Origin of the sequence: Mucilaginibacter ginsenosidivorax (assembly GCF_007971525.1) — a bacterium.
Classification (GTDB): Bacteria; Bacteroidota; Bacteroidia; order Sphingobacteriales; family Sphingobacteriaceae; genus Mucilaginibacter; species Mucilaginibacter ginsenosidivorax.
Window position 1 is genome coordinate 3,565,903 of sequence record NZ_CP042437.1, and the last position, 23,298, is coordinate 3,589,200.

Annotated in this window: 22 protein-coding genes; 5 read left to right on the forward strand and 17 right to left on the reverse strand. The window is 42.7% G+C overall.

What is annotated here, in order from left to right; genetic code table 11:
- The first annotated feature begins 27 nt into the window (after positions 1-27).
- The 4 genes from FSB76_RS14945 (at position 28) to FSB76_RS14960 (ending at position 7,828) form a co-directional block, all read left to right on the forward strand.
- Entirely contained in the window at positions 28-1,089 is a 1,062-nt protein-coding gene (locus FSB76_RS14945) for a FecR family protein (protein WP_147054635.1), read from the forward strand.
- A gap of 262 nt (positions 1,090-1,351) precedes the next feature.
- Positions 1,352-4,789 (forward strand): TonB-dependent receptor, encoded by a 3,438-nt coding sequence (locus FSB76_RS14950; protein WP_158642904.1) that lies wholly within the window; start codon positions 1,352-1,354, stop codon positions 4,787-4,789.
- 22 nt (positions 4,790-4,811) lie between these two features.
- A complete protein-coding gene (locus FSB76_RS14955; RefSeq protein WP_147054639.1) occupies positions 4,812-6,593 on the forward strand; it encodes a RagB/SusD family nutrient uptake outer membrane protein in 1,782 nt (593 codons plus the stop codon).
- 104 nt (positions 6,594-6,697) lie between these two features.
- Positions 6,698-7,828, forward strand: coding sequence for an acyltransferase family protein (locus FSB76_RS14960; protein ID WP_147054641.1), 1,131 nt, complete (start codon positions 6,698-6,700; stop codon positions 7,826-7,828).
- 71 nt (positions 7,829-7,899) lie between these two features.
- Here the strand turns inward: FSB76_RS14960 and FSB76_RS14965 are convergent, their stop codons facing one another.
- The 17 genes from FSB76_RS14965 to FSB76_RS15045 form a co-directional block, all read right to left on the reverse strand.
- Entirely contained in the window at positions 7,900-8,700 is an 801-nt protein-coding gene (locus FSB76_RS14965) for a hypothetical protein (RefSeq protein WP_147054643.1), read from the reverse strand.
- 13 nt (positions 8,701-8,713) lie between these two features.
- Positions 8,714-9,214, reverse strand: a complete 501-nt coding sequence (locus tag FSB76_RS14970; RefSeq protein WP_147054645.1) for a heavy-metal-associated domain-containing protein — start codon at positions 9,212-9,214, stop codon at positions 8,714-8,716.
- A gap of 72 nt (positions 9,215-9,286) precedes the next feature.
- Positions 9,287-9,676: an HYC_CC_PP family protein gene (locus FSB76_RS14975; protein WP_147054648.1), complete on the reverse strand. Its 390-nt coding sequence runs from the start codon at positions 9,674-9,676 to the stop codon at positions 9,287-9,289.
- 257 nt (positions 9,677-9,933) lie between these two features.
- Positions 9,934-10,614 carry an OmpA family protein gene (locus FSB76_RS14980; protein ID WP_147054650.1) on the reverse strand — a complete coding sequence of 227 codons (681 nt, stop codon included), beginning with the start codon at positions 10,612-10,614 and terminating at the stop codon, positions 9,934-9,936.
- 232 nt (positions 10,615-10,846) lie between these two features.
- On the reverse strand, positions 10,847-12,181 hold the full coding sequence (locus FSB76_RS14985) for a sensor histidine kinase (RefSeq protein ID WP_147054652.1): 1,335 nt from the start codon (positions 12,179-12,181) through the stop codon (positions 10,847-10,849).
- A gap of 4 nt (positions 12,182-12,185) precedes the next feature.
- Entirely contained in the window at positions 12,186-12,869 is a 684-nt protein-coding gene (locus FSB76_RS14990) for a response regulator transcription factor (RefSeq protein ID WP_147054654.1), read from the reverse strand.
- 9 nt (positions 12,870-12,878) lie between these two features.
- Complete coding sequence (locus FSB76_RS14995) at positions 12,879-13,751, reverse strand: hypothetical protein (protein WP_147054656.1); 873 nt, start codon at positions 13,749-13,751, stop codon at positions 12,879-12,881.
- A 33-nt stretch (positions 13,752-13,784) separates the two neighbouring features.
- Positions 13,785-14,123 (reverse strand): hypothetical protein, encoded by a 339-nt coding sequence (locus FSB76_RS15000; RefSeq protein WP_147054658.1) that lies wholly within the window; start codon positions 14,121-14,123, stop codon positions 13,785-13,787.
- A gap of 192 nt (positions 14,124-14,315) precedes the next feature.
- Entirely contained in the window at positions 14,316-15,257 is a 942-nt protein-coding gene (locus tag FSB76_RS15005) for an FAD:protein FMN transferase (RefSeq protein ID WP_147054660.1), read from the reverse strand.
- Positions 15,258-15,589: 332 nt separating this feature from the next.
- A complete protein-coding gene (locus FSB76_RS15010) occupies positions 15,590-16,243 on the reverse strand; it encodes a metal-dependent transcriptional regulator (protein WP_147054662.1) in 654 nt (217 codons plus the stop codon).
- A gap of 95 nt (positions 16,244-16,338) precedes the next feature.
- Positions 16,339-16,869, reverse strand: a complete 531-nt coding sequence (locus tag FSB76_RS15015) for an IS630 family transposase (RefSeq protein ID WP_225976314.1) — start codon at positions 16,867-16,869, stop codon at positions 16,339-16,341.
- A 1-nt stretch (position 16,870) separates the two neighbouring features.
- Entirely contained in the window at positions 16,871-17,386 is a 516-nt protein-coding gene (locus FSB76_RS15020) for a helix-turn-helix domain-containing protein (RefSeq protein ID WP_147053445.1), read from the reverse strand.
- 121 nt (positions 17,387-17,507) lie between these two features.
- Positions 17,508-18,116: a hypothetical protein gene (locus FSB76_RS15025; protein ID WP_192910152.1), complete on the reverse strand. Its 609-nt coding sequence runs from the start codon at positions 18,114-18,116 to the stop codon at positions 17,508-17,510.
- A 199-nt stretch (positions 18,117-18,315) separates the two neighbouring features.
- Positions 18,316-18,837: a hypothetical protein gene (locus tag FSB76_RS15030; protein ID WP_147054664.1), complete on the reverse strand. Its 522-nt coding sequence runs from the start codon at positions 18,835-18,837 to the stop codon at positions 18,316-18,318.
- 127 nt (positions 18,838-18,964) lie between these two features.
- Positions 18,965-20,710, reverse strand: coding sequence for a S41 family peptidase (locus FSB76_RS15035; RefSeq protein ID WP_147054666.1), 1,746 nt, complete (start codon positions 20,708-20,710; stop codon positions 18,965-18,967).
- 67 nt (positions 20,711-20,777) lie between these two features.
- On the reverse strand, positions 20,778-20,993 hold the full coding sequence (locus FSB76_RS15040; protein WP_090638442.1) for a hypothetical protein: 216 nt from the start codon (positions 20,991-20,993) through the stop codon (positions 20,778-20,780).
- Between the two features lie 78 nt (positions 20,994-21,071).
- Positions 21,072-21,707 carry a pyridoxamine 5'-phosphate oxidase family protein gene (locus FSB76_RS15045; protein WP_147054668.1) on the reverse strand — a complete coding sequence of 212 codons (636 nt, stop codon included), beginning with the start codon at positions 21,705-21,707 and terminating at the stop codon, positions 21,072-21,074.
- A gap of 80 nt (positions 21,708-21,787) precedes the next feature.
- On the opposite strand from FSB76_RS15045, the gene pdxR reads away from it, so the two are divergent.
- Positions 21,788-23,239 (forward strand): MocR-like pyridoxine biosynthesis transcription factor PdxR, encoded by a 1,452-nt coding sequence (gene pdxR, locus FSB76_RS15050; protein WP_147054670.1) that lies wholly within the window; start codon positions 21,788-21,790, stop codon positions 23,237-23,239.
- Positions 23,240-23,298: the final 59 nt, after the last annotated feature.

Here is a 23,298-nt window from a genome sequence, read left to right on the forward strand (position 1 = left end):
TCAGTTGTCTTGCTAATAAGAACACGAATGGACAACGAGGAAATAAAACTGTTACTGGTAAAATATATAACCCGCGAAGCCGATGAAAAAGAGGTGGGGCAGGTGAAGGAATGGATTAATGCACACCCCGAGAATGAGCAGTACTTTGCCCAGCTATATGAAACCTGGCAAAACATGTTGTACCTGCAGCCCGATGTTATTAATGAGGAGAAAGCATTCGCCAAATTTTCGGCAGCAACTATTCCGCATGTACCAAAATACCGGGTGCTTGCTGTATGGAGTAAGGTGGCTGCAGCCGTAGCCCTGTTTGGTTTACTGACAGCAGTGCTTGTAAGCCATTATTCAAAAAATGTGCAGAGTACAAGGCAGGTATTTGTTAATAATGGGGGCGTAAAAAAAATAGTTTTAAGCGATGGCACCACCGTTTGGCTAAATGCGGGCAGCAAGCTTAAATATAATACAGACTTTAATAAAACAAACCGGACTGTTTATCTGGAGGGCGAGGCTTTTTTCGACATTGCTCCTGGCAGCAAAACTATCCCGTTTTTGGTTAACACTAAAAATTATACCATCAGGGATATCGGCACAAAATTTAACCTGAAAGCTTATGCTAACGACTCCTTTTTTGAAACCACGGTTGTAAAGGGCGAGGTAGCGGTTGAAGGTAACATAGATAACAACACGCGCGAGATGAACCGCATCTATGTTAAGCCGCACCAGGTGCTCAGGATATATTATCCCAGTGCTGAAAAATACGCGGTAAAGCAAGATGATAAAGAATTGAAAAACCTAAACGAGATACAAGTATCGCAGGTTGATTCGGCAAAAATGGACCGCTACGATGGCTGGAAGGATGATTTGCTGGTATTTGATGGCAATACGCTCGACGAGATATCTAAAGTATTGGAACGCAGGTACAATGTAAAAATTATTATGGACGATGCCGAATTGCAAAACATCCGCTATTCGGGCAGTTTTAAAAGTATATCCAGTATAGATAAAGTTTTAAACCTTATAAAAGGTAATACAGCCATTAATTACACTATTGCAGGCAATACAATAAACATCACAAAAAACAATAAAAACTAATCTGTTAACCCTTTAAAAACAAAATAACCTATGGCGATAAACTAACGCTCTCTCTTTCAAAATAGAACCCGGTGTGCGCTAACACTCCGGGCCCTCAATAAAATCAATAGCTAATACCCTACGCTTGGGGAAGCATCGTATTAACTGATTAACAAACAAATTTATGATAAATTTTGACAGAAAATCTGTAATGGCTGCGCGTGCGTGGCAAAAAACGATTAAAATTATGAAGCTTGTAACTGTTTTACTCTTGACGGGAATAATGCAAATACACGCAGCTGCTTTTTCGCAAAACGTTTACAACTTTAATGTAAACAATATATCTGTTAAACAGATGTTTAAGCAGATTGAAAAAAGCAGCAAGTACACGGTTTTTTACCGGCTGGACCAGGTTAACATTGATAAAAAAATTAATGTTGAATTGCAAAACGCCAGTATTGAAACCGTGATGAAGGATGTGCTTAAAAATCAGCAGCTCACCTTCCAGGTGGTTGATAATATCATTATTATTAAACCGGCCGATGGCAAAACTATAGCAACAGTTACAGTAACCGGTACCGTTACAGATGCCGCGGGGCTTCCTCTACCCGGTGTAAGCATAAAACTTAAAGGCAGTACATTAGGAACAGTAACCAATATCGACGGAAAATATAGCCTTACATTGCCCGATGGCACAGGCATACTCCTGTTTAACTTTTTAGGCTTTACACCACAGGAGGTGCCCATTGGCGGCCAAACAGTGGTAAACGTAAAGCTTGTTGAAGAATCAAAAGCGCTGAACGAGGTTGTAGTGGTTGGTTATACTACTCAAAAGAAGAAAGACCTTACCGGTGCCGTAGCGGTAGTAAATGTTAAGGATTTGAATAAACAAGCTTCGTCATCAGTTAACAGCCAGTTACAGGGGCAGGCATCGGGTGTTACAGTAACCGGATCGGGCCAGCCGGGCGAAGAGCCACAGGTACACATCAGGGGTTTTAATACGTTTGGCGATAACACCCCTTTGTACGTGGTTGATGGCATGGAAACCTATGATGTAAGTACCCTTAACCCAAATGATGTTGAATCGTTACAGGTGTTAAAGGATGCAAGTTCAGCTTCAATATACGGGGCAAGGGCTGCAAACGGGGTTATCATCATTACCACCAAAAGGGGCAAGGGCAAAGTGAGCATTCAGTATGATGCTTATTACGGTTCGCAGGTACCCAAGGGAGGCAATGTTTGGCATACCTTAAATCCGCAGCAAACGGCCGACCTTCAGCTAATGGCCGAAAAAAATTCGGGAATAACAGATTTTACCGACCCGCTTTATAACCCTACCGGGGCAAATTCAAAATTTACACTGCCAGATTATATTACTCCTGCCGGCGCAAAAGAGGGAAGCCCGGCGGTTGATCCGTCGAAATATTACGTTAATCCGTTGTATACATCGCCAGATGACTATAATAACTTTTACCGTATAACGAGGGCGAATAAAGCAGGTACCGACTGGTATCACGAACTATTCAAATCGGCCCCGATAACAAGTCATAACGTAACCTTAAGCGGAAGCAGCGACCAGGCGAGCTACCTGTTCTCGCTCAATTATTTTAACCAGCAGGGAACATTGATTGATACTTATTTAAAACGGTACACCTTACGCTCAAATACTACATTTAATATTACCAAGCATATCCGCGTAGGCGAAAACCTGGCTTACTCTATTACTAAAAACCCTAAAGTAAGCACAAACAATCCCGATGGTGTTATTGCCATGGGTTTAAGGGAGCAGCCAATTATTCCGGTATATGATATTAAAGGGAACTACGCCGGCAGTTATGGCACCGGCTTAGGCGATGCCAACAACCCGGTGGCCATACAGCAACGTTCAAAGGTAAGCGGCGCTACAGATTACCGCCTGTTGGGTAATATGTTTGCCGAAGCGGATATAGTTAAAGGGCTAACCCTGCGTACCAGTTTTGGCGGCGACATCACCAACGGTAATGACCATTACTTTAATTACCCAACCTACGAAAATGTCGAAAATTCGCAAACCAACAGTTATGGCGAAGATTCATACAGTAATTACACCTACAACTGGACAAACACCCTTACCTATCAAAAGCTATTCGGAAAACACAGTTTTAATGTGGTAGTAGGTACCGAATCTGTAGAAACATACAACAGCGGGCAAGGGGGCAGCATACAAGGCTTTTTTAACTTCGACCCAGATTATGTTAACCTGTCTACAGGCACCACCAACAAAAATATTTACAGTGGCAAAAGTGCCACCTCGCTTTTCTCGGAGTTTGCCCGCCTTGATTATATTTTTGATAATAAATACCTGTTTAACGCTACCATTCGCCGCGATGGATCTTCTAAATTCCCGGTAACCCAGCGTTATGGCTACTTCCCGGCTTTTAGTGCCGGCTGGCGTATTTCGCAGGAAAGCTTTTTGAAAGAAGTAAAATGGCTTACCGATTTGAAAGTGAGAGGTGGCTGGGGTATTATGGGTAACCAGATTAACATGGGGGCCAAAGATGCCTTTACTACGTTTAATACCAATATAGGCCAGTCATACTATCCTTTAGATGGTAATGCTGCGTTGCTGCCAGGTTTTTACCAGGATCAGATAGCCAACCCCAACGCATTGTGGGAAAAAGATATCAACTCCAACTTTGGTTTTGATGCTACCCTCCTTAACGGAAAAGTAGCCATAACCGCCGATTATTACCGTAAAGACATTAAAGACCTTTTATATGCAGCCAAGCAATTGGGTACTGCCGGTAATGGTAATGTGCCTGCACAAAACGTAGGCAAAATGAAAACAGACGGGTTAGATATATCTGTAACAACTAATTTAAATGTAAATAAGGAGCTAAGCTTTAGTGCCACAGGAACCTTAACAACCTATAATAACAAAATATTAAAAGTATCTGATGACAGGGACTATTTTTCGGGCGATGCCACCAGCCGCTTTGACGGCCCGATAACCAGGAGTGCCGTAGGCCACTCATTGGGCGAATTTTATGGTTACCAGGTAGATGGTTTCTGGAATAGCCAGGCACAAATTGATGCGGCCGATGCCGGTGCTCAAAAAATAAGCGGCGACCCTAATGCTGTTTATCAATCAGATACTAAAGTTGGCCGCTTTAAGTATAAAGATGTTAACGGCGATGGTGTAATTACCGATGCCGACCGCACATTTATCGGTAACCCTAACCCTAAATTTACAACAGGTTTAAACCTGAGCGTAAATTATAAAAACTTTGACGCCAGTGTATTTCTTTACGGCTCGTTTGGCAATAAGTTGTGGAACAGTGTTAAATACTGGCGAGACTTTTATGCCTCATACGGAACTGCCAAAAGCTATACTGCGCTTAATGATTCATGGACGCCAACGCATCAAAACGCAAAAGCGCCTATACAGGAGTTGGATGCATCGACAAGCAGTGGCGCAACGCCAAATTCCTATTTTGTTGAAAACGGTACCTACGTGAGGATGCGCAACGCGCAAATTGGTTACACCTTCAAAATTCCTGGTCTTAAAAAAGCAGGCGTTCAAAAATTAAGGATCTACGTATCAGCAACCAACCTGTTCACATTAACCGGTTACAGCGGCATCGATCCGGAATTGAGCGGCAATACCAAAGATTTTGGTATTGATGAGGGTAGCTACGCCAGTCCACGTACATTTTTATTCGGAGTAAATTTTTCATTATAAACACAGCATTAAAAGTATTACAATGAAAGCAAAAAGATATTTCAGCGTCCTGTTGCTTAGCGTTTTCGCGCTGGGTGCATGTAAAAAAACATTTCTTGATAAACCAATTAACGGCGCGCTCGAGCCTCAGTTTTTACAAACCGAAGCAGGTGCCCAGGAATTATTAGTAGGCGCCTACGCTGCCCTTGACGGCCAGCAGGGCGGCGATGCTGCCATAGGTGGTGGCGGCTCATGGGAGGCATCGCCCGATAACTGGATTTACGGCGGCGTGGCCGGCGGGGATGCTTCAAAGGGAAGTATTGCCGGCGATCAGCAGCCTATTGAGCCCATTATGAAGTATAATCCCGATGCCAGCAACGGTTTTTTTGACAGCAAATGGAGGGCCGATTATGAAGGGATTTCAAGAACCAACAATACCATTGGTATCACTAACAAAGTTGCCACTATTGCAGCAGCTACCAAAACAAACATTATAGCACAGGCCAGGTTTTTACGCGCCCATTACTATTTCGATCTGAAGAAGATGTTTAACAATGTGCCTTACCTTGACGAAGCCACCACAGATATTAACCAGCCCAATACAACAGATATATGGCCAAAAATTGAGGCCGATTTTCTGTATGCCTATAATAATTTGCCCAATACACAGGCTAATGTAGGCCGGGCCAACAAATGGGCGGCGGGAGCATATTTGGCAAAAACATATTTGTATGAGCATAAATATACCGAGGCCAAGGCTGTTTTTGATGCCGTTATTGCGCAGGGCGTAACCGCGTTGGGCTTAAAATATGCGTTAAACGAAAAATTTAATGATAATTTCAGAACGGTCACCAATAATAGCGCCGAGTCGGTTTTTGCTGTGCAGGCAGCCGCAAACAGTGATCCTAACGGGCCTTCAAATGCCAACGATGGCGATATGCTGAATTTTCCATATGGTAACAGCAGTCCGTTTAGTTGCTGTGGTTTTTATCAGCCGTCAATTGAGCTGGCCAACCATTTTCGTACCAACCCGGCTACCGGCTTGCCATACCTGGATGATTATAACAGCCATGCTTTAACAACCGATATGGGTGTAGCGGCAGGCGATGATTTTACACCTGATGACGGTACCATAGATCCCCGTCTTGATTGGACTGTTGGCCGCCGAGGCATACCATATCTTGATTGGGGTATCCACCCGGGCACCGATTGGGTACGCGATCAACAATACGGGGGCCCTTACTCGCCCATAAAAAATGTATATGGCCAGGCCGAGCAAAGTGAAAACGGGGATAACACTTCGTGGGCACCTGGTTCGGGTATTAATGTAAACCTTATTCGTTATGCCGATGTGCTATTGATGGCCGCCGAAGTTGAAGCCCAGCTGGGTAATTTTAATAAGGCTGAAAGTTATGTAAACATGGTGCGCAGCAGAGCGGCCAACACATCTGGATGGGTACACAACTATAAAGACAATGATAACCCTACCGCTGGTTTCACCAACACACCCGCTGCTAATTATAAAGTCAGCGTTTACCCTGCCGGTGCTTTTACAGGTAAAGACTTTGCGCTGAAAGCCATTTATTTTGAACGTAAAATTGAACTGGCAATGGAAGGGCACCGCTTTTTTGATTTAGTTAGGTGGGGTATTGCCGATACCGAGTTAAATGCCTATATGGCCTATGAAAGCAAGTTTACCAACGATGTTAAGGGAGGCAAATTTTTGAAAGGCAAAAGCGAATATTACCCCATTCCGCTTATTGAGATTGACTTAAGTGCCAAAGGCGGATCGCCGGTGCTTAAACAAAACCCGGGTTACCATTAATAAATTATAATTATATCTGCCGGGGTTTTTATATCCCGGCAGATTTTCTCAAATTGCTGCGTATTACCCCTGCTGTAAACCGGCCAACAACTATAAACCACAATATGAACACATCATCGACACGATTTTTATCGCTGGATGTATTTAGAGGGATGACTTTATGTTTTATGATCATCGTGAATACACCAGGGAGCGGGGCTGATGCTTTTGCGCCCCTACAGCATGCAGCCTGGCATGGTTTCACCCCAACCGACCTGGTATTTCCCTCGTTTTTATTTGCGGTGGGCAACGCCATGAGCTTTTCGATGAAGCGCTATATCGAGATGGGTAATGCCGCCGTACTTACCAAGATATTTAAACGCACGCTACTGATATTTTTAATAGGATACCTCATGTATTGGTTCCCTTTCTTCAATTTTGATAAAGGGCACTTTGAGTTTTCGCCGATAAGCCATACCCGTATTTTCGGGGTATTGCAGCGTATCGCGTTGTGTTACTGTTTTGCGTCGCTCATGATCCATTTTTTATCAAAGCGTTCGGTCATTATTTTATCCATCTTGTTCCTGGTAGCTTATTGGATTATCCTGCTTGTTTTTGGCGATCCGCTAAACCCGTTAAGTATGACCGGAAACGCTGGCTATTACCTGGATAAGCTTGTACTTGGCGCCGATCATATGTACCATGGCGAAGGAAAAGCATTTGATCCTGAAGGTATCCTGAGCACCTTGCCGGCTATTGTAAACGTGGTTGTTGGCTACTACGCCGGCAAATTCATTCAGCAAAAAGGTAAAGGGTACGATGTGATATCAAAAATGCTGCTCATGGGCTGCCTGTTCATCTTTATTGCCCTATGCTGGAATATGGTGTTCCCTATTAACAAAAAGCTATGGAGCAGCCCGTTTGTACTGATAACCACCGGCCTTGATCTGGTGATCCTGTCATTCCTGGTATATGCCCTGGAGATTAATGATTGGAACAAAGGCAACTGGACAAGGTTTTTTACCATCTTGGGTAAAAATCCACTACCACTTTATGTACTGTCAGAAACTTTAGTGATTTTCTTTTACATGTTTACTGTAAAGGGTAGCAGTTTATATAATTGGATAAATACCAATATTTACCAGGCTATAATACCCGGTGCAATAGGCTCATTGCTGTTTGCCATAAGCTATATGCTTATTTGCTGGCTTGTGGGTTACCTGCTGGATAAAAAGAAGATTTATATCCGCGTGTAAGCATTAAACCTAAAAAATAAAACTTAAAGGCGCAGGCATGAAAATGGCCGCGCCTTTAAGTTTTGGAAGAACTACAGATTAAAAAAGTTATACTCCAGTCTAACCAGGTACATGTTTTTGGAGTTGCGCTCCATGGCATTGTACAGTGGTGCGCGGTACGAAAAATCCAACCGGCATAAACTGTTAAAAATAAACTGCACAGCTGGTGCAACATCCAGGTAGCTTTGCACGTGTCCAGGATTTGTTTTGCCTAACAGTTCTACGTATAGGTTCATGTTTGTCTGGCTATAATCGCGGTAGTGCCGGGGTAATAGCAGGTAACCGGCCGATAGGGTATAGGCGATGGCATTTCTGGCCTGAAATTCAGGTAGTGCATGTCCGCCGGCATTATCAAACGCCCGGATATAGCCTGCCGAGCCGGATATAGCCAGTTTATGCAGCAGTTGTGTAAATACAACACCGCTTTGCAGGCCACTGTTATCTCCTTCTAAAGTTATTTCCTGGTTGGGCACAGGATTATTGATGCTGGCCAGTTTAACAAAAGCGGCCCCCCTGAAATGCTGCTGAACAGTATCAATCGAAAGGAACCGATATTTGGCGTATACACTGCCTCCATCAAAATGCTGATTGTTGCTGTAATAATCAGACATGTAAACAGATCCATGTACCATAAGGTGGCGGCTTACGCCATACATAGCTTCAATAGTGCTGCGGTTTTTGTAAGTAGGGCTAAAAAAGCCCTGGTTTTCTATCCGCATACCTAATGAACTGGTGGCCATATTACTGGCTGGTTCGGTGTTTACATACAATTCCTGCGAGAAAACAGGGCATGCCATAGCCGTTAGGCAAATAGCCAGAAATAAGATTCTCATAAAAAATGATTAATTATATGGCTAAATGATAAACACGGCCGGAAGAAGGTGCTGCATCTGTTACCTGACCCAGGTATTTTTTTGATACCGATTTTGGCGCAAATCCCTGATCAACAACGGTAACATTAACTGTACCGCTGGTTGGTTTATTGGCAGGATTAAGTAGCTTGTAGGTATCGCCTCCGTAGCTGAAATTGTTATCGGCTACTTTGGTGTTATCAAAGTTGTAAGTGGCTTTCAAGCTGTTTACCGAAAATCCCGAGCCTTGTACTTTTTTGCTCATTAACTCAAAATTTACAGGCACATCGTTTTTAAAGGTGATAAGGTAAGTATTGCGGATCAGGTCGGTTTTAATGTCGCCTATAAAAGGCAGGGTGCGGAGTGCTTTTTCTGTTGATTTGGCGCAAAGGGCGCAGGTAAGCCCGCTAACCTGTAATTCAGCTTTGGTAAACTGAGCTTTTGCAACGGTAGCAGAAAGAGAAAATATAATGATGAATATTTTAAGCGTTTTCATTTGAATCTTTTTAAATTAATATTGAATTAAACTGTGGTAATATACCGGGTTATTAGCTGTTCAATTAACTTATCAGATCCGGAAAATACAATTTTTGATAAAAGTTGCTAAACTTTGTACCGGCTCATCGGGAGGTGCGCGGTCAAAATACTTTTCGAGCGAGGGCTGTTGCGGAAAAAAGGAATAATTGCCAAATGGAAGGTGAGGTAATTCAAAACCAAATATTTGGCTTAAAAAGGATGCTTCTTCGGCCTGGTGTACATCTTTAACCTTTATCTGTAAATGGCTGTTTTTACAGCATTTTATTTTGCCAGCAACCTTATCCATGCCGCAGTCAACAGCAGGGGCGTTCAATTTAACAGATGAGATGTAGTTGCCGCAATAATGCAGGTTAAGCGCAAAGCCTAATACTGTAACAACGTACAGCATAGTCAATAATACCGCTCCTGATTTTTTTAGCATATAACAAAAATAGGTGATTAACTTGTTGATTACAAATTGTTTTTGGAGAGAGAAAGTTGATGTAATGAATATTACCGAACTTACCGCCTGTTTTGTTATCCCTACTGGCAATATTTTAGTTGGAAGGGGTTTTAGTTGTTGCCAAATAGCACATTTGTAACAAGCGGGAAAGATAGTTGCCAGCCATAAAACAAGAAAACCCGGCCCTCGCGGCCAGGCTTTTCTGATTAACTTGATCTTAAAACTATTAAATTATATTATTGAGCCGACTGTTTAGCCTGGTCTTTCATGGTTGAGTTGGCAACAATTACAATTTCTACCCGGCGGTTTTTTGCACGGCCATCTACTGTAGTATTGTCGGCAATTGGTTCGGTTTCGCCCTTGCCCGAGGTTTGTAAACGTGATGCGGGAACATTTTGAGCAGCGATGTACGATTTTACAGATTGTGCCCTTTGTATTGATAAATCCATATTGTGCGCGTCACTTCCTGTATTATCAGTATGGCCAACAATTAAAATATTGGTTTCGGGGTTGTTTTGAAGCGATACCGCCAGCTTTTGCAAATTGCTTTGTGCTTCTGCTTTTAAGGCAGATTTATCGGTATCAAACAAAATACCCGAGTCGAATTTCACCAGTATACCTTCACCCTCGCGGGTTACAGTAGCGCCAGGCACAGTTTGCTTAATTTCGGCAGCTTGCCTGTCCATATTCCGGCCAATAAATGCACCTGCTGTACCACCCACGGCGCCACCAATAATAGCACCCAAAGCAGTGTTACCTGCAGCCTTGCCAATAAAAGCGCCTACAGTACCACCGGCACCTGCGCCAATGGCAGCTCCTTTTTGTGTTTTAGTTAATGAATTACAGCCCGAGCCTAATATTCCAACTGTAGCCAATGCTAAACTTAAAGTTGCTACCTTGATTTTTAAAGATTTCATAATAGTATAATTGTATATATACAGTACCATTTGCAAAGCAGATGCCAAAAGCCCAATTGGGATAAACCAACCAGATCTGCCTGCAAATCCACACTGCCGCTATATTTTTTTAACAATTAAGAAACCAAGGGTTTGAAAAGAGCGTAACGTTTAGTCTTAATCAAAGATGCTGACTAATTTTTAGTACATAAATGTAAAATTCCAGATACAAAAATAAGCGAAAAGAAGTCGCTTAGCTAACTATGATTAAAGTAGCAGGGAAGATAAGTTTGAAGGTACTGCCCACATTTTTTTCTGATACCACATCAATTTCGATATCATGGAATCCGGCTATTGATTTTACAATAGGCAGGCCAAGGCCAAAGCTGTCCTGCTGTAATGACTGGCGAAATTTTTTAAAGCGGTTAAATATAAGAGGAATGGCGTCGGCATCAATACCTATGCCCGTGTCGGTTATACTGATTAAAAATTTGTCGTGAACAGCCACAGCGGCAACCCGGATACTACCGCCTTCGCGGTTATATTTTATGGCGTTGTTAATCAGGTTGAAAAACAAGTTAAATAACAAGAATTTGTTGATATTAACCATGTACCAGTTATCCGGGATTGAAATTTCGTAACTGATGTTTTTATCTTGCAGGCGGATGGAGATTTCGTCATAAACATCTTGCAGCAGTTCGGCAACTAAAACCCTGTCCTCTTTTAAAAACTGCTCATTTTCAATCTGTGATATCAGCAGCAGTGTTTTGGTGATACTTTTAAGCCGGTTAAGGATCTTCTGCATCTCCAGCAAACGCACCTTTAGTTCGTCATTGATATCCTCTTCCTCAAACATGTTTTCAATTTTTGATTGAAGGATAGATATAGGCGTCATCAACTCATGCGATGCATTGGAAATAAACTCACGCTCCCGGTGAAATTTATCGGCAATAGTCTCAATCATTTTATGGATGCTCAGATCAAGATGCTCAAAATCAGATGTTGTAGTGCGCACTTTGCGGTACGACTGAAAATTGGGAAACTTTTGACCTACCAACTTGGTTTTTATTATAATACGCAAGGGCTTAAGTACGTAATTGGAATAAACCTGGTCGGCAAGTACAGTAAGCAATATCATACCTAACAATACCTCGAAGGCCAGGTTTTGCAGCGGGACACTGGTTTCGTCAAGCGTATCTACACTTTTTCCAATCTCCAGCAGGTAGTTTTTGTTTTTAACCTTAAAGGTATGGCTCAATATGCGATACTCCAATGTATCGCCTTCGCTAAAAAGGCGTTTACCGCGTTGGATGGTATCTAAAAAATACTTGGAGTCAACTTCGTCAAGACTAATGTATTCATCTTTAAGGGGCAGGTAGCTACCATACCCTTCGCCGTTTACAATATAGGTTTCAATACCCTGGCTTTTTACAATTTGCAGCAGCTTGTTTTTTTGCTTTATCAGCTTGCTATCAACATAGCTGCTACTTATGTTTTTTATCAATACGGGTACCAGCAATACAAACAGTATCACAATCACCAATTTTGATATGGCGTTAAAAAGCGTAAGTTTTGTCCTTAATTTCAAATATTCAGGCGTTTATCTTTACTTTATAGCCCAACCCGCGCACGGTCTCCAACCAATCGGGCGATGCAAATGCATTTAACTTTTTCCGGATATTTTTAATGTGTGCGTCTATGTAATTGGAGTCGTAATCATTATTAACCACACTACCCCAAATATGTTCGCTTAACTGCATCCTGGTAAGCGTGCGGTTTTTATGCAGAATGAGGTAAGCAATCAGGTCAAATTCTTTTTTGGTAATGGTGTTAACCATGCTGGTGCCATATGAAATGGTGCGGTTGGTTAAATCAATCAGGAAACCATCAAGGTCAATAATGTTATTTTTTACCCCAAACTTACGGCGAATGATGGCCTGCATCCTGCTTTGCAGTTCAAGTAACGAAAACGGCTTGGGCAGGTAATCATCGGCGCCCAAATCAAGCCCTTTAATGCGGTCATTAATCTCGGTACGGGCAGTTAGTATAATACATGCGGCGTCTAAACCTTGTTTTTTTACCTCTTTTAACAGGTCAAGACCATCGTAATCCGGTAAGCCGAGGTCAATCAGGATAAAATCGTATAAATTGACAGCAATTTTTTCTGATGCCGAAGCCCCGTCATAACAAACCTCGCAGATGTAATTATAATTTGTCAGGAATATTTCCAGCTCGTGTGCAAGCGCTTTTTCGTCTTCGATGATCAAAACATTCATGCGCTGCTATTAATAAAACAAGTAAAAAAATGTAAGATTAAAAAACGATTCTTTGTGGTTTTCCAGCACCCCCTCTACGTTAACAGGGATTGAATAACGCCAGGAGGCCTCAAGGGTATAATGAGGCCGGTTATAAGCAATAGGTACTTTAAAGCTATAGTTAAGCATTTTAAACTTACGGTTGTAACGCGCCGAGTTTGGGTCATCGTACACATAAATATTGTCAATCTCTTGTTTAAAACGATGATCTACCGAGTAGCGCTGTACAAAATTTTGAGTGCCTGTTATAAAGTTAAATGATGGATTGAATGAAAGGTAATCCTGGTCGTCAAAAATGCTCCAGCTGGTTTCAATATATTTGGAGTTTGTAACGGTAACAAAAAAATCGTTGGATTTTCCAAAAAGATAGTCGGCTATAACACTGGTTTTCAAGAACTTCCAGTCGTATGAATTTTTTAGGTTGATATCATTTGACGAGGCCGACTTAATAACATTGGCCTGTTTATTAAATATAAACCGGGTATAGCTTACCGCTCCTGAAAACTGTTTAGAAAATTTATAAAAGTAGCCGCCGCCAACATCAACTTCGTCAACCGGCGCATACCCCAAAACCTTTAAAATAGAGCCATAAGCAAAAAAGCCTTGCTTTGTGTTATAAATAACATCGCCTGTAACAAAGGGATATTTAACCGGGCTGGTGCGCCCGAAAAAGAGCGCGTCGCTGCCATAGTTTATCCCTACCGAAACAGATTGTTTCCTGATGACGGTATCTGTATCGGCCACAATGTGGATGTTGCCACCGGTAAAAAGCGTGTTGTTAATACCCGTAGCGTATAAGGCATTACTGCCGGCAATAAAAAAAAGTAAGCAAAGGTACTTCATCAAAAATTGGTAAATTGTTTGTTAACCACCTGTTTAATCGCCATTTCTTCGAGGTATTTCTGGCGGGCGCTCCAACCCTTCAGGGCGGCGCTGTCTTTTAGGCTTGGGTTTAGGCGGCACAGGCGGAGTGTTTTCATCTACCTTTGCCGGCTTGGCCTGCCGTTTTGCCTTAGCTACCTCTTTAATTTTATTTTTTTCTTCCTGCTCCTTTTTACTTTTTGATAACGTAGTATCGGCCGGTAAATTATGATATTGCAACTTAACCGCATGATGGTATTCAACCGGATGTGATGGGCTGTTTGTTGTACCGGCAGCTGATAATCGTGGCGTAAATATCAATAACAGGACAATATACGCAAACCACTTTACCATTGAGAGGAAGAAAAACTTAAAATTATATTCAAATATCGGTCAATATAAACAGTAATACCCAAATCGGGGGTACTGTTGATAACAATTATCACCAGTTTATTTAAGCCGGGGGACAATGCTTGCATAAACAAGTGATTACACACTTGCCGGAATAATTATGATTGGTTTAAAATTAATGCAGTTGAAGCAGGGTTATATACTAACGCCTTTTGAAGTGTAAACACGGTTCTGATCGTCAACAATAACACAGGCAATTTGGTTTAGCTGGTTAATTAAGTACATACCGGCGTTAATGCCAATGCTTATCATAGGGGATGCCATAGCATCGGCCAGTTCGGCAGTGGGGCTAAGTATGCTTACACTTTTAATTTCGCTTACCGGGAAACCTTTATTGGTATTGGCAATACTTTGAAATTTTTTCTTGCTGATGCTGGCATATTTTTCGGCATTTACCGATGTAGCAAAAGCCATATTGCTGATGTTAAGATGAGCGAAAGGTTGTTTCCTTTGTTCAGGGTCGGCAGTGCCTACCGTCCATGGTTTGTTGTTGGGTTGCGTACCCCAGGTTAACAGGTCGCCGCCTGAATTGATAACGCCGCTGGTAACACCATTCATTTGTAAAACAAACTTTGCCCTATCGGCAGCATAGCCTTTACTGTTGGCGCCGAAGCCAATACGCATACCTTTTTCTTTTAAAAAGATAGTTTGCCTGGTGGCATCAAGTACAACATTTTGATAGTTGGTTTGCATTACTGAGTAAGGGGCCGTTTTAACAGTCACGTTTTCAACCGAAGATGTATCGTTGCCGGTATTGCCGGTAAAATAGGTAATATCAAAAGCGCCGTGTGTAAGTTCAGATATCTGTAAAGCGCGGCTAATTAACCTGAAAATTTCGCCATTAGCCTTTACGGGCGCTACACCGGCTTCACGGTTAATTTGTTTAATATTGCTGTGATCGCCAAAAGCCGAAAGTAGTTTTTCAACCCGGTTTATCTCGTCGATAGCAATTTCTATTTGTTCATTGGCCAATAAAGGGTCATTCCCAACCACACTAATCTCAAATTTATCACCCATAGCGTGTACATTGCGTTTGTAGGTGGTTAAATTGTTACTTAAAGTTTTTACTGCCAGCATAAAATAAATTTTTTATCGTCAAAAAATCAAACTACTCAAATCCCGCTGTGAAATGATTTTGCTTATAACAAAAATGTTACCTCTCACCTCTACAACAACTAAGGTAGATTGCTTGTATGAAAATAAGATGAAAACAAGATTGCGAATAACGTAAATCGACGATTTAGCTGTAAATTGGAGGAAAGGGTAAGAAATAAAGACAAAAAACTGACAATTTTTTTGAATAGATTGGATGGCAATTTATTTTGTGCAAAGACGCAAACATGGTATGACGAAAAGTAATTCATTTGTTTTTTTGCTCCCTTAGCGTCCCGGAAAAAAAAATCCAACGCTCAGTCAATCAAAATATTCTCGCCAAATTTTTGCGATACGGTAGTGTTTTCTTTACCGTTGATGCTGATCACGAGGGAATTATCGAAAAGTATTTTTTCGACGAGCTGGATGCGGGTACCAATGCCAATATTGAGCTTGATGAGGTATTGCAAAAACGAGTTGCTGGTATCGCGCACGGCTGCCACGCGGCATGCCGCACCAGGCTTAAGATCAGTTAACGTTACCGAAAATGATTTGGGCACCTTTCCGTTGGCTTTTGGGATGGGATCGCCGTGAGGATCGTATTCGGGGAAGCCCAGGAATTTGTCAAGTCTGTCGGCCAGTGTTGCATCGCTGATGTGTTCCAGCTCCTCGGCAATATCATGGATCTCGTCCCAATGATAGCCCAGTTTTTCTAACAGGAAAACTTCCCAAAGGCGGTGCCGGCGTACAATTAGTACCGCATCTTTTAAGCCTTGTGGGGTAAGTTTTACGCCCACCTTTTTATCATAGGCTATCAGCTCCTTTTCGGTAAGCTTCCTGATCATATCAACTACCGAGGCGGGGTTATTACCCAGCGCTTCGGCTATGGCCGTTGGCGTTATTTTAACGTCTTTTTGCTGCGCGATACGGTAAATGGCCTTTAGATAATTTTCTTCTGATAATGTATACATCCTTGTTGCACTGGAAACATACAAACATAAATAAAAACCAGCCGGTTTGTAATAGTTAAGGATGCTTAATATTGTAAACCGGCTTTATATAAGGTCTAATAATTAATTTCACAAACGGTTTTTAGTTCAATATTGGGTTTTAGGAAATGAGAGAACATTTTCCAAAAAGCAGCCTTTCTTTCTTTAAGGGTCTTAAGATACCTGTTATGCGTTATTTTCTTTCTCATATACCACCACGCCCTTTCAACTGCATTGAGATCAGGGCTGTATGGTGGTAGGAAAAACAATTCTAATACCGGATGCCTTTCAATCCATGCGTTTATTTTCTTTGCATGGTGGTAGGCTACATTGTCTAATACCACAATTATCTTTGATACTCCTTTATAGGTTGCCAGTATTTTCTTCAGATGTTTCTTAAAGGTATGGCTATTGCCTTTATCTGCAAAACTTACCGTTATTTGGCCCGTATCATAATTATAACTTCCGAAAACAGTTTGCCTTTCCCTTTTTCGCTGCTTACACGGTATCTGAGGTTGTTCGCCTTTCTTTGACCACCCGTAGCTTACCGTAGCCGTGTTGGACAGCGAACACTCGTCTTCGTAAAGCAATACACTATCCGGGGGCAATTCAAGGAGTTTTTTTTAATGCCACTTTAAATGCTTCTTGTTTTTGTGTATCCGTTTCAGGGAATAAACCCCGCCCTTTCTGATAGGTAAAGCCTAATGATTTAATAATATTATAAATCTGGGCTTTCTTATAAACAAGGCCGTAATTCTTTGCTATCCATTCGATCAACAACGGCCCTGTCCATGTAGCGGTGTTATAACCATGGCCTGCGGGCGATTCCTTTGTCAACAAATCAGCTATCCTGTTCCGCTGTACCTCATTCAGTCTTGCTGTCCGGCCCCTGCCTGGCTTATCCCTTAAACCGTCTATGCCTTCTTTTTCAAACCGATGTACCCAATTAGTGATTTGTTTAAAACTGGTATTATATAATTCTTCCAGTTTTCTGCTTGGCTGTCCTATGGATACCTGGTAGACAGCATACAAACGTATCCCTATTGTGTAACGCTCATCGTCCCGGAACATTGCTTTTATCTCATCCGGCGCATAATTCTCTACCTTTAATACTGGCCTTGACATTTTGTATCTCCTTTCTTTTTATAAAGATACAATTATTATTGTGTAATTATTTAATGGACTTTATGTAAACAAAACAGGCCTCCGTGTTACCGGAAGCCTGTTTTGTTATTTTATTTAGTTATTAATGATGACCATGACCACCGCCATGTTCACCCCCTCCGCCATGGTTGCCATGATCGCCTCCACCACCATGGTTACCATGATCGCCACCAAAATGACCGCCGCCGTTGCCATGAAATTGTGGGCCACGACCACCATGGTTGCCATTGTCAAAGTGTCCATTGCCACGGGTGTATGCTACCCTGCGGTCATGATTGCCTCTCCAGTAGTTGGCGTACCTAACATCGTGGCTGTTGCGGATAACAACCTGGTCATGACGGCCTCTGTAGCCGGCATACCTTGTTCTGTAAACATCGTTTCTTACCCAGGGGTTGCGATCATTGATAACCACTTTATAGCTGTGGTATAAATCATAGTTGCGGTACCTAACCGGTAAATAGGCTCGGTGCACCCATACATTGTTATCAAAGTATACGTACTGGTGTGTTGGCACATCATAGTAAGTATCAATATCGGGCATGTAATAATAGTTGGCATAATCGTATCCAACCGGGCCCCAGGCAGGTTGGCTGCCAATGTTTACCCCAAAGCTCACGCTTACCTGGGCACTGGCTGTTTTAACAGCGAAGCAGCTTAATAATATTGCTGCCGACAGGATCATCTTTTTCATTTGTTTTCTGTTTAAGTAGTGCCCCCTTGTTTGACGACCAATAGATTGCCAAACGGTAGCATTGTTTGGATGTATGACAATATTTAATCAAAAAAGTTTAAATATTAAAAAAAACACTTTCGTACGGCCATCCGGCGCATAAAAAAACAGGCTTTGGTATTACCGAAGCCTGTTTTGTATAAAAATTAACAATCAAAAATTAATCTCTGTGGCCATGGCCTTTATCATCGTGACGGTCATCTTTACGGTCATCACGACGATCTTTGCGTACCTCTTTGTGTACAATTACCTTACGGGAGTTGCCTCGGCCATTGCCATTCCAGTGGTCTTTGTATTTAACCTCGCGGCTATCGCGGATAATGGTTTGGTCATGATGGCCCCTGTAGTTTGCATATTTTGTGCGGTAAACAGTGTTGTGTACCCACGGCGTACGTTCATTAACTACAACTTTGTATCCGTGGTAAACATCATAATTGCTGTAACGGGGCGGTAACGCCGCCGAATGGATCCATACGTTGTTGTTGAAATAAACATACTGGTGCGCATTTACATCGTAGTATGAGTCAATGGCGGGCATATAGTAATAGTCGGCCCGGTCATAACCGGTTGGCCCCCATTCGGGCTGGCTGCCAATATTTATGCTTAAACTAATCTGGGCGCTTGCAGGTTTTATTGCTAAACAGCCTAAAAATATCGCGGCTGTTAAAATGATCTTTTTCATAGTGCTATTGTTTTGTTTGGATGTATGACAATAGCCAGCACAAAAAGTTTAGTTTAAAGCATAGGTGAGGGGGTAACTAATCAGTTACAATGTTTACAATGGGGATAAGTGTCAGTTAATGAGTTGTTTAGTTATTGTCGTCGTCCGTGTCTTTCTCGGCAGCAACCTTTTTGCCGGCCATGGCCAGCATAGGTTTACCAATTACTTTGTAATTGCCTTCGCCTTTAAGGATGGAAGCCAGCTGAGTTTTGTCCTGCATGGTTTTCACGGCCTGGGCCAGTTCCTTATCGTATTTAAAGTTTACTTCGTAACGGCCTTTTTCGTAGTAATAGCGGGAGGCTATCTCGTTTTCAAGCACCTGTTTTATCTCGTCCTTATGAAGTTGCAGGTCGTTCTTTTTGGTAGTCATTAACTTGGCCTTCAATACATCGTATTCGGCCTGTATATCTGTAAACTGTTTTTCTTTGGTGGCTTCGGTTTTCAAGCTGTTCAGCACCTTTTCCGATGAAGTGGTGTAGTTATAGTTTTTATCGGCCAGGTATTTTACAAAATCACTGTAGTCGCCATCAGATAAAACGAACGATTTGGTATCGGCTATTTTAGGGTGTTTATCGCGGTAAACGGTGGCATAATCAAATATCAGCAGTTTGCCTACCAGCGCCTGGGTTATGTTGGCAAACTTTTCCTGTTTAATAAAAATATCGGGGTAAATAGCGCTGCCGTCATAAACCGAGCGGCCATTTTTAGTTTTAAACTCGTGTATTAATGAATCGGCCACTTTAACTACGCTGCCATCGTCTTTACGGTGCGTATAATCCAGCTCCTGGATGCAGCGGCCCGATGGGATGTAGTATTTGGCAATGGTAATTTTAACCAGGCTGTTATAAGGCAGGTTAAAGGTTTGCTGTACCAGGCCTTTGCCATAGCTGCGCTGGCCAATAATAATGGCACGGTCAAGATCCTGTAACGAGCCGGCAACAATTTCTGACGCAGATGCCGAGTGGCTGTTAACCAATACCACTAATGGCAGGCTTGGTTCAAGCGGCGTGCTTACGGTGCTATAAGTAAAATTCTTTTCTTTTATTTTGCCTTTTTGCGATACAACCTCTACATCCTTCTGCACAAAAAGATTAACGATTTTTACAGCCTCCTGCAAAATACCGCCGCCGTTTGAACGCAGATCAAGGATGATGCCGTTGGGGTTGTTCTTTTTTAGGGATACCAGGGCGTTGGTTACTTCGGCGGCCGAGTTTTCTAAAAACTTATCCAGTTTAATATAGCCCATATTGCCCTGCACCATACCGGCGTATGAAACATTTGGTTGTTTAATTTCATCGCGCACCAGGTTTTTTTCAAAGGGCTGGGCCACGTTATCGCGCTTAATGAATAGCTTAATGGCTGCTCCTTTTGATCCTTTGAGTAAAAGGCTTACCTGGTCGTTATTTTTTCCGTTAAGGTCAATTTCGTTTATTTTAAGCACCTGGTCGCCGGGGTGTACATCACCTTTTTGGGCCGGGAAGCCCTCAAATACATCAGATACGTATACTTTGCCGTTGCGGGTAAAAATGCTTGCGCCAATACCACCGTACTGGGTGCTTACATAGTGCAACTTATAATCCTCAATTTCCGATTCGGGTACAAATTCGGTATAAGGATCCAGTCCATCCAGCATAGCATCCACCCCAGTTTTTACCAGCTTGGCCGAGTTAACATTATCAACATAGTTAATGTTTACCTCTTTATAAACAGATGCAAAAACATCCAGGTTTTTTGATATCTGGAACAGGTCATCGTCGAAAGCCGCAACACCAACAGCCAGCGTTACGATGCCGGCAAACAAACCTATCTTTCTGTATTTTTTTGAGATCACCATACCCGGTACAACTTTAAAGCATATAAAAATACGAAAAGCTATCGATTTTTTACAACTAAACGCTTATTTACAGCCTGTTATTGTCAATATTCACCAAAGCTTTTTTAAGGGTGAATACCACATATTCCCTGTTACGGTTTACAAGCTCCATAAGTTTGGTTATCAGTGCCTCTTCCTGTCCTTCGGTATATTTTAGCTGCTCGTCGCTAAGGTTGTTATATTTACGTTGAACTTTAATTTTTACACGTTCCCAATCTTTATTGGAGATACTGATTTCGGCCATTGTTAAATTATTTTAAGCAAAAATATAAAAAATACACGTTGGCTGAATTAAAAATGAGGCTATACACCCTTTTTAGCACTAAATAGCGGCAAGATGAGTCGGCAATGGCAATCCTTCGCTTAGTTTATCGGGTATGGGTGTCAGCCGTTTGGTTTGCAGGGGAATAAGGCCCGACCAAATGGGCAGTTCCAGGTCATTGTCATCATCAACCGGCATGCCGGTGCGTAACTTGGCCGATGCCTCATCAATTTTAAACGCAAGCGCTGTGGTTTTAAGTACCTCCCTGTCGGTTATCGGGCGTAGGTAATCCCAGCTGCCGGGCACAATTTTTTCGGTAAGCCATTTAAAAGCTTCTGTTTTATCGGCCACACTTTCAATTTTTTCTGCCTGCGCAAATATCACTACCGACCGGTAATTTACAGAGTGGTGAAATGCAGATTTGGCTACCACCAGTTCGTCCATCAGGGCAACGGTGATGCAAACCGGGATGCCTTTTTCCAGTTCGCGCATCAAATGGCTGCCTACCGAGCCATGCACATAAATGCGGTTGCCATACCTCACAAACGCGGTAGGGATGGCGTATGGCTTGTTATCTGCCGAGTAGCTGATGGTGCAATATAATGCTTCATCCAGGATACTGTTGATGGTTTCGGGCTCGTAATTTGCCCTTTTTGCTGCCCTGCTGGGGATAAGATGTGCTGGTGGATTTGCCATGATTTTGTTTTTTGGTAAAATTATGCGTTTATTGGATGGTGATAATGCTCCAGATAACACAAAATAAGTAGTCCAATTTAATGCAGGTATATTCATCAAGCTTAATAATTGATAAACAGGCGCAGCTGCCAGTTTACATTCAGCTGGCCAATCAGCTTATGGCTATGGTAAAGGCGGGCACGTTACAGCCCGGGCACCGGCTACCCAGCACCCGGCAACTGGCCACTTGGCTAAGCCTGCACCGTAAAACAGTGATAAGGGCGTATGACGAGTTGCTTGCCCAGGGATGGCTGCAAAGCCATACCGGCAGCGGAACTTTTGTGGCCGGCCATTTACCGGTTACAAAGCCCCGGCCATTAATACATAACAGCCCAGATGTAGCTAAGATAGCCGGCTTTAGTATAAAGGAGGCGCCGCACCTGCAACGCAAGATCGTCGATTTAAACATTGATCTGCATCTTGACGATGGTTTCCCCGACACCCGCCTGGCACCAGTGACCGAACTTTCGAGGGCTTACCGCACACAGCTTTTAACAGGCAACCCCTACACGCGTTTGGGTTACGCCGACCCAAAAGGATCGGAATGGTTGCGTACGGAGTTGGCCACTTATTTAAATATCACCCGAGGCCTGCGGGTTACGCCGGCCAATATCCTAATAGTGCGGGGTACAGTTATGGGTCTTTATTTAACTTGCACCGGCCTGCTGCAACATGGCGACACGGTAGTTACCGCCGAACCGGGCTGGGCGGGTGCCGAAGCCAATTTTTTACAGGCCGGCGCAAACCTGTTAAAAGTGCCTGTAGACGAATACGGATTGGACGTGGATAGGCTTGATGAACTTTGCAGCAGGCAAACCGTGCGCATGGTGTACGTGACATCGCACCATCATTACCCCACAACGGTAGCTTTGCGGCCCGATAGAAGGGTGCGCCTGCTTGAGCTGGCCCAAAAACATGGCTTCATTGTTTTTGAGGACGACTATGATTATGATTTTCATTACCAAAATAAGCCGCTGATGCCATTGGCGAGCGCCGACGATGCGGGGATGGTGCTGTATTGCGGTGCTTTTTCAAAAAGTATTTCGCCTGCTATAAGGGTTGGGTATTTGGTTGGTCCCGAAAATGTTATTGAGCATTTGGGCCAACTACGGCGTACCATTGATCGCCAGGGCGATAGCATGCTGGAGAATGCCATGGCCGAGCTTTTGCAAAATGGTGTGATACAACGCCACCTGCGCAAATCATTACGGGTATACCAGCAGCGGCGCGATTTTTTTTGCGGATTACTGAATGATAACCTGAAAAATTACGTGCAATTTAAAGTGCCCGAGGGGGGCATGGCCGTGTGGACTTATTTTGATTCGGGGATAGATTTGAATAGGCTTGCCCAAAATGCCTTAAAAAAAGGGCTGTATTTCCAGGGCGAGAATAGTCCGCTGTCGCCAAATTTTACCAGGCTTGGCTTTGCCTCTTCCACACCGACCGAGTTGGAACAATGTGTAGCTGTACTGGCGAAATTGCTTGAAAAATAACCGCAGGTGTTATGCTTTGTGAAATTATTTTAGTCGGAATATAAAAAACGCGCCAAAGC

What these genes read in the sequence shown, in the direction of transcription:
- FSB76_RS14945 (WP_147054635.1), top strand. Translation starts at nt 28, where the DNA reads ATGGACAACGAGGAAATAAAACTGTTACTGGTAAAATATATAACCCGC.
- FSB76_RS14950 (WP_158642904.1), top strand. Translation starts at nt 1,352, where the DNA reads ATGCAAATACACGCAGCTGCTTTTTCGCAAAACGTTTACAACTTTAAT.
- FSB76_RS14955 (WP_147054639.1), top strand. Translation starts at nt 4,812, where the DNA reads ATGAAAGCAAAAAGATATTTCAGCGTCCTGTTGCTTAGCGTTTTCGCG.
- FSB76_RS14960 (WP_147054641.1), top strand. Translation starts at nt 6,698, where the DNA reads ATGAACACATCATCGACACGATTTTTATCGCTGGATGTATTTAGAGGG.
- FSB76_RS14965 (WP_147054643.1), bottom strand. Translation starts at nt 8,700, where the DNA reads ATGAGAATCTTATTTCTGGCTATTTGCCTAACGGCTATGGCATGCCCT.
- FSB76_RS14970 (WP_147054645.1), bottom strand. Translation starts at nt 9,214, where the DNA reads ATGAAAACGCTTAAAATATTCATCATTATATTTTCTCTTTCTGCTACC.
- FSB76_RS14975 (WP_147054648.1), bottom strand. Translation starts at nt 9,676, where the DNA reads ATGCTAAAAAAATCAGGAGCGGTATTATTGACTATGCTGTACGTTGTT.
- FSB76_RS14980 (WP_147054650.1), bottom strand. Translation starts at nt 10,614, where the DNA reads ATGAAATCTTTAAAAATCAAGGTAGCAACTTTAAGTTTAGCATTGGCT.
- FSB76_RS14990 (WP_147054654.1), bottom strand. Translation starts at nt 12,869, where the DNA reads ATGAATGTTTTGATCATCGAAGACGAAAAAGCGCTTGCACACGAGCTG.
- FSB76_RS14995 (WP_147054656.1), bottom strand. Translation starts at nt 13,751, where the DNA reads ATGAAGTACCTTTGCTTACTTTTTTTTATTGCCGGCAGTAATGCCTTA.
- FSB76_RS15000 (WP_147054658.1), bottom strand. Translation starts at nt 14,123, where the DNA reads ATGGTAAAGTGGTTTGCGTATATTGTCCTGTTATTGATATTTACGCCA.
- FSB76_RS15005 (WP_147054660.1), bottom strand. Translation starts at nt 15,257, where the DNA reads ATGCTGGCAGTAAAAACTTTAAGTAACAATTTAACCACCTACAAACGC.
- FSB76_RS15010 (WP_147054662.1), bottom strand. Translation starts at nt 16,243, where the DNA reads ATGTATACATTATCAGAAGAAAATTATCTAAAGGCCATTTACCGTATC.
- FSB76_RS15020 (WP_147053445.1), bottom strand. Translation starts at nt 17,386, where the DNA reads ATGTCAAGGCCAGTATTAAAGGTAGAGAATTATGCGCCGGATGAGATA.
- FSB76_RS15025 (WP_192910152.1), bottom strand. Translation starts at nt 18,116, where the DNA reads ATGAAAAAGATGATCCTGTCGGCAGCAATATTATTAAGCTGCTTCGCT.
- FSB76_RS15030 (WP_147054664.1), bottom strand. Translation starts at nt 18,837, where the DNA reads ATGAAAAAGATCATTTTAACAGCCGCGATATTTTTAGGCTGTTTAGCA.
- FSB76_RS15035 (WP_147054666.1), bottom strand. Translation starts at nt 20,710, where the DNA reads ATGGTGATCTCAAAAAAATACAGAAAGATAGGTTTGTTTGCCGGCATC.
- FSB76_RS15040 (WP_090638442.1), bottom strand. Translation starts at nt 20,993, where the DNA reads ATGGCCGAAATCAGTATCTCCAATAAAGATTGGGAACGTGTAAAAATT.
- FSB76_RS15045 (WP_147054668.1), bottom strand. Translation starts at nt 21,707, where the DNA reads ATGGCAAATCCACCAGCACATCTTATCCCCAGCAGGGCAGCAAAAAGG.
- pdxR (WP_147054670.1), top strand. Translation starts at nt 21,788, where the DNA reads ATGCAGGTATATTCATCAAGCTTAATAATTGATAAACAGGCGCAGCTG.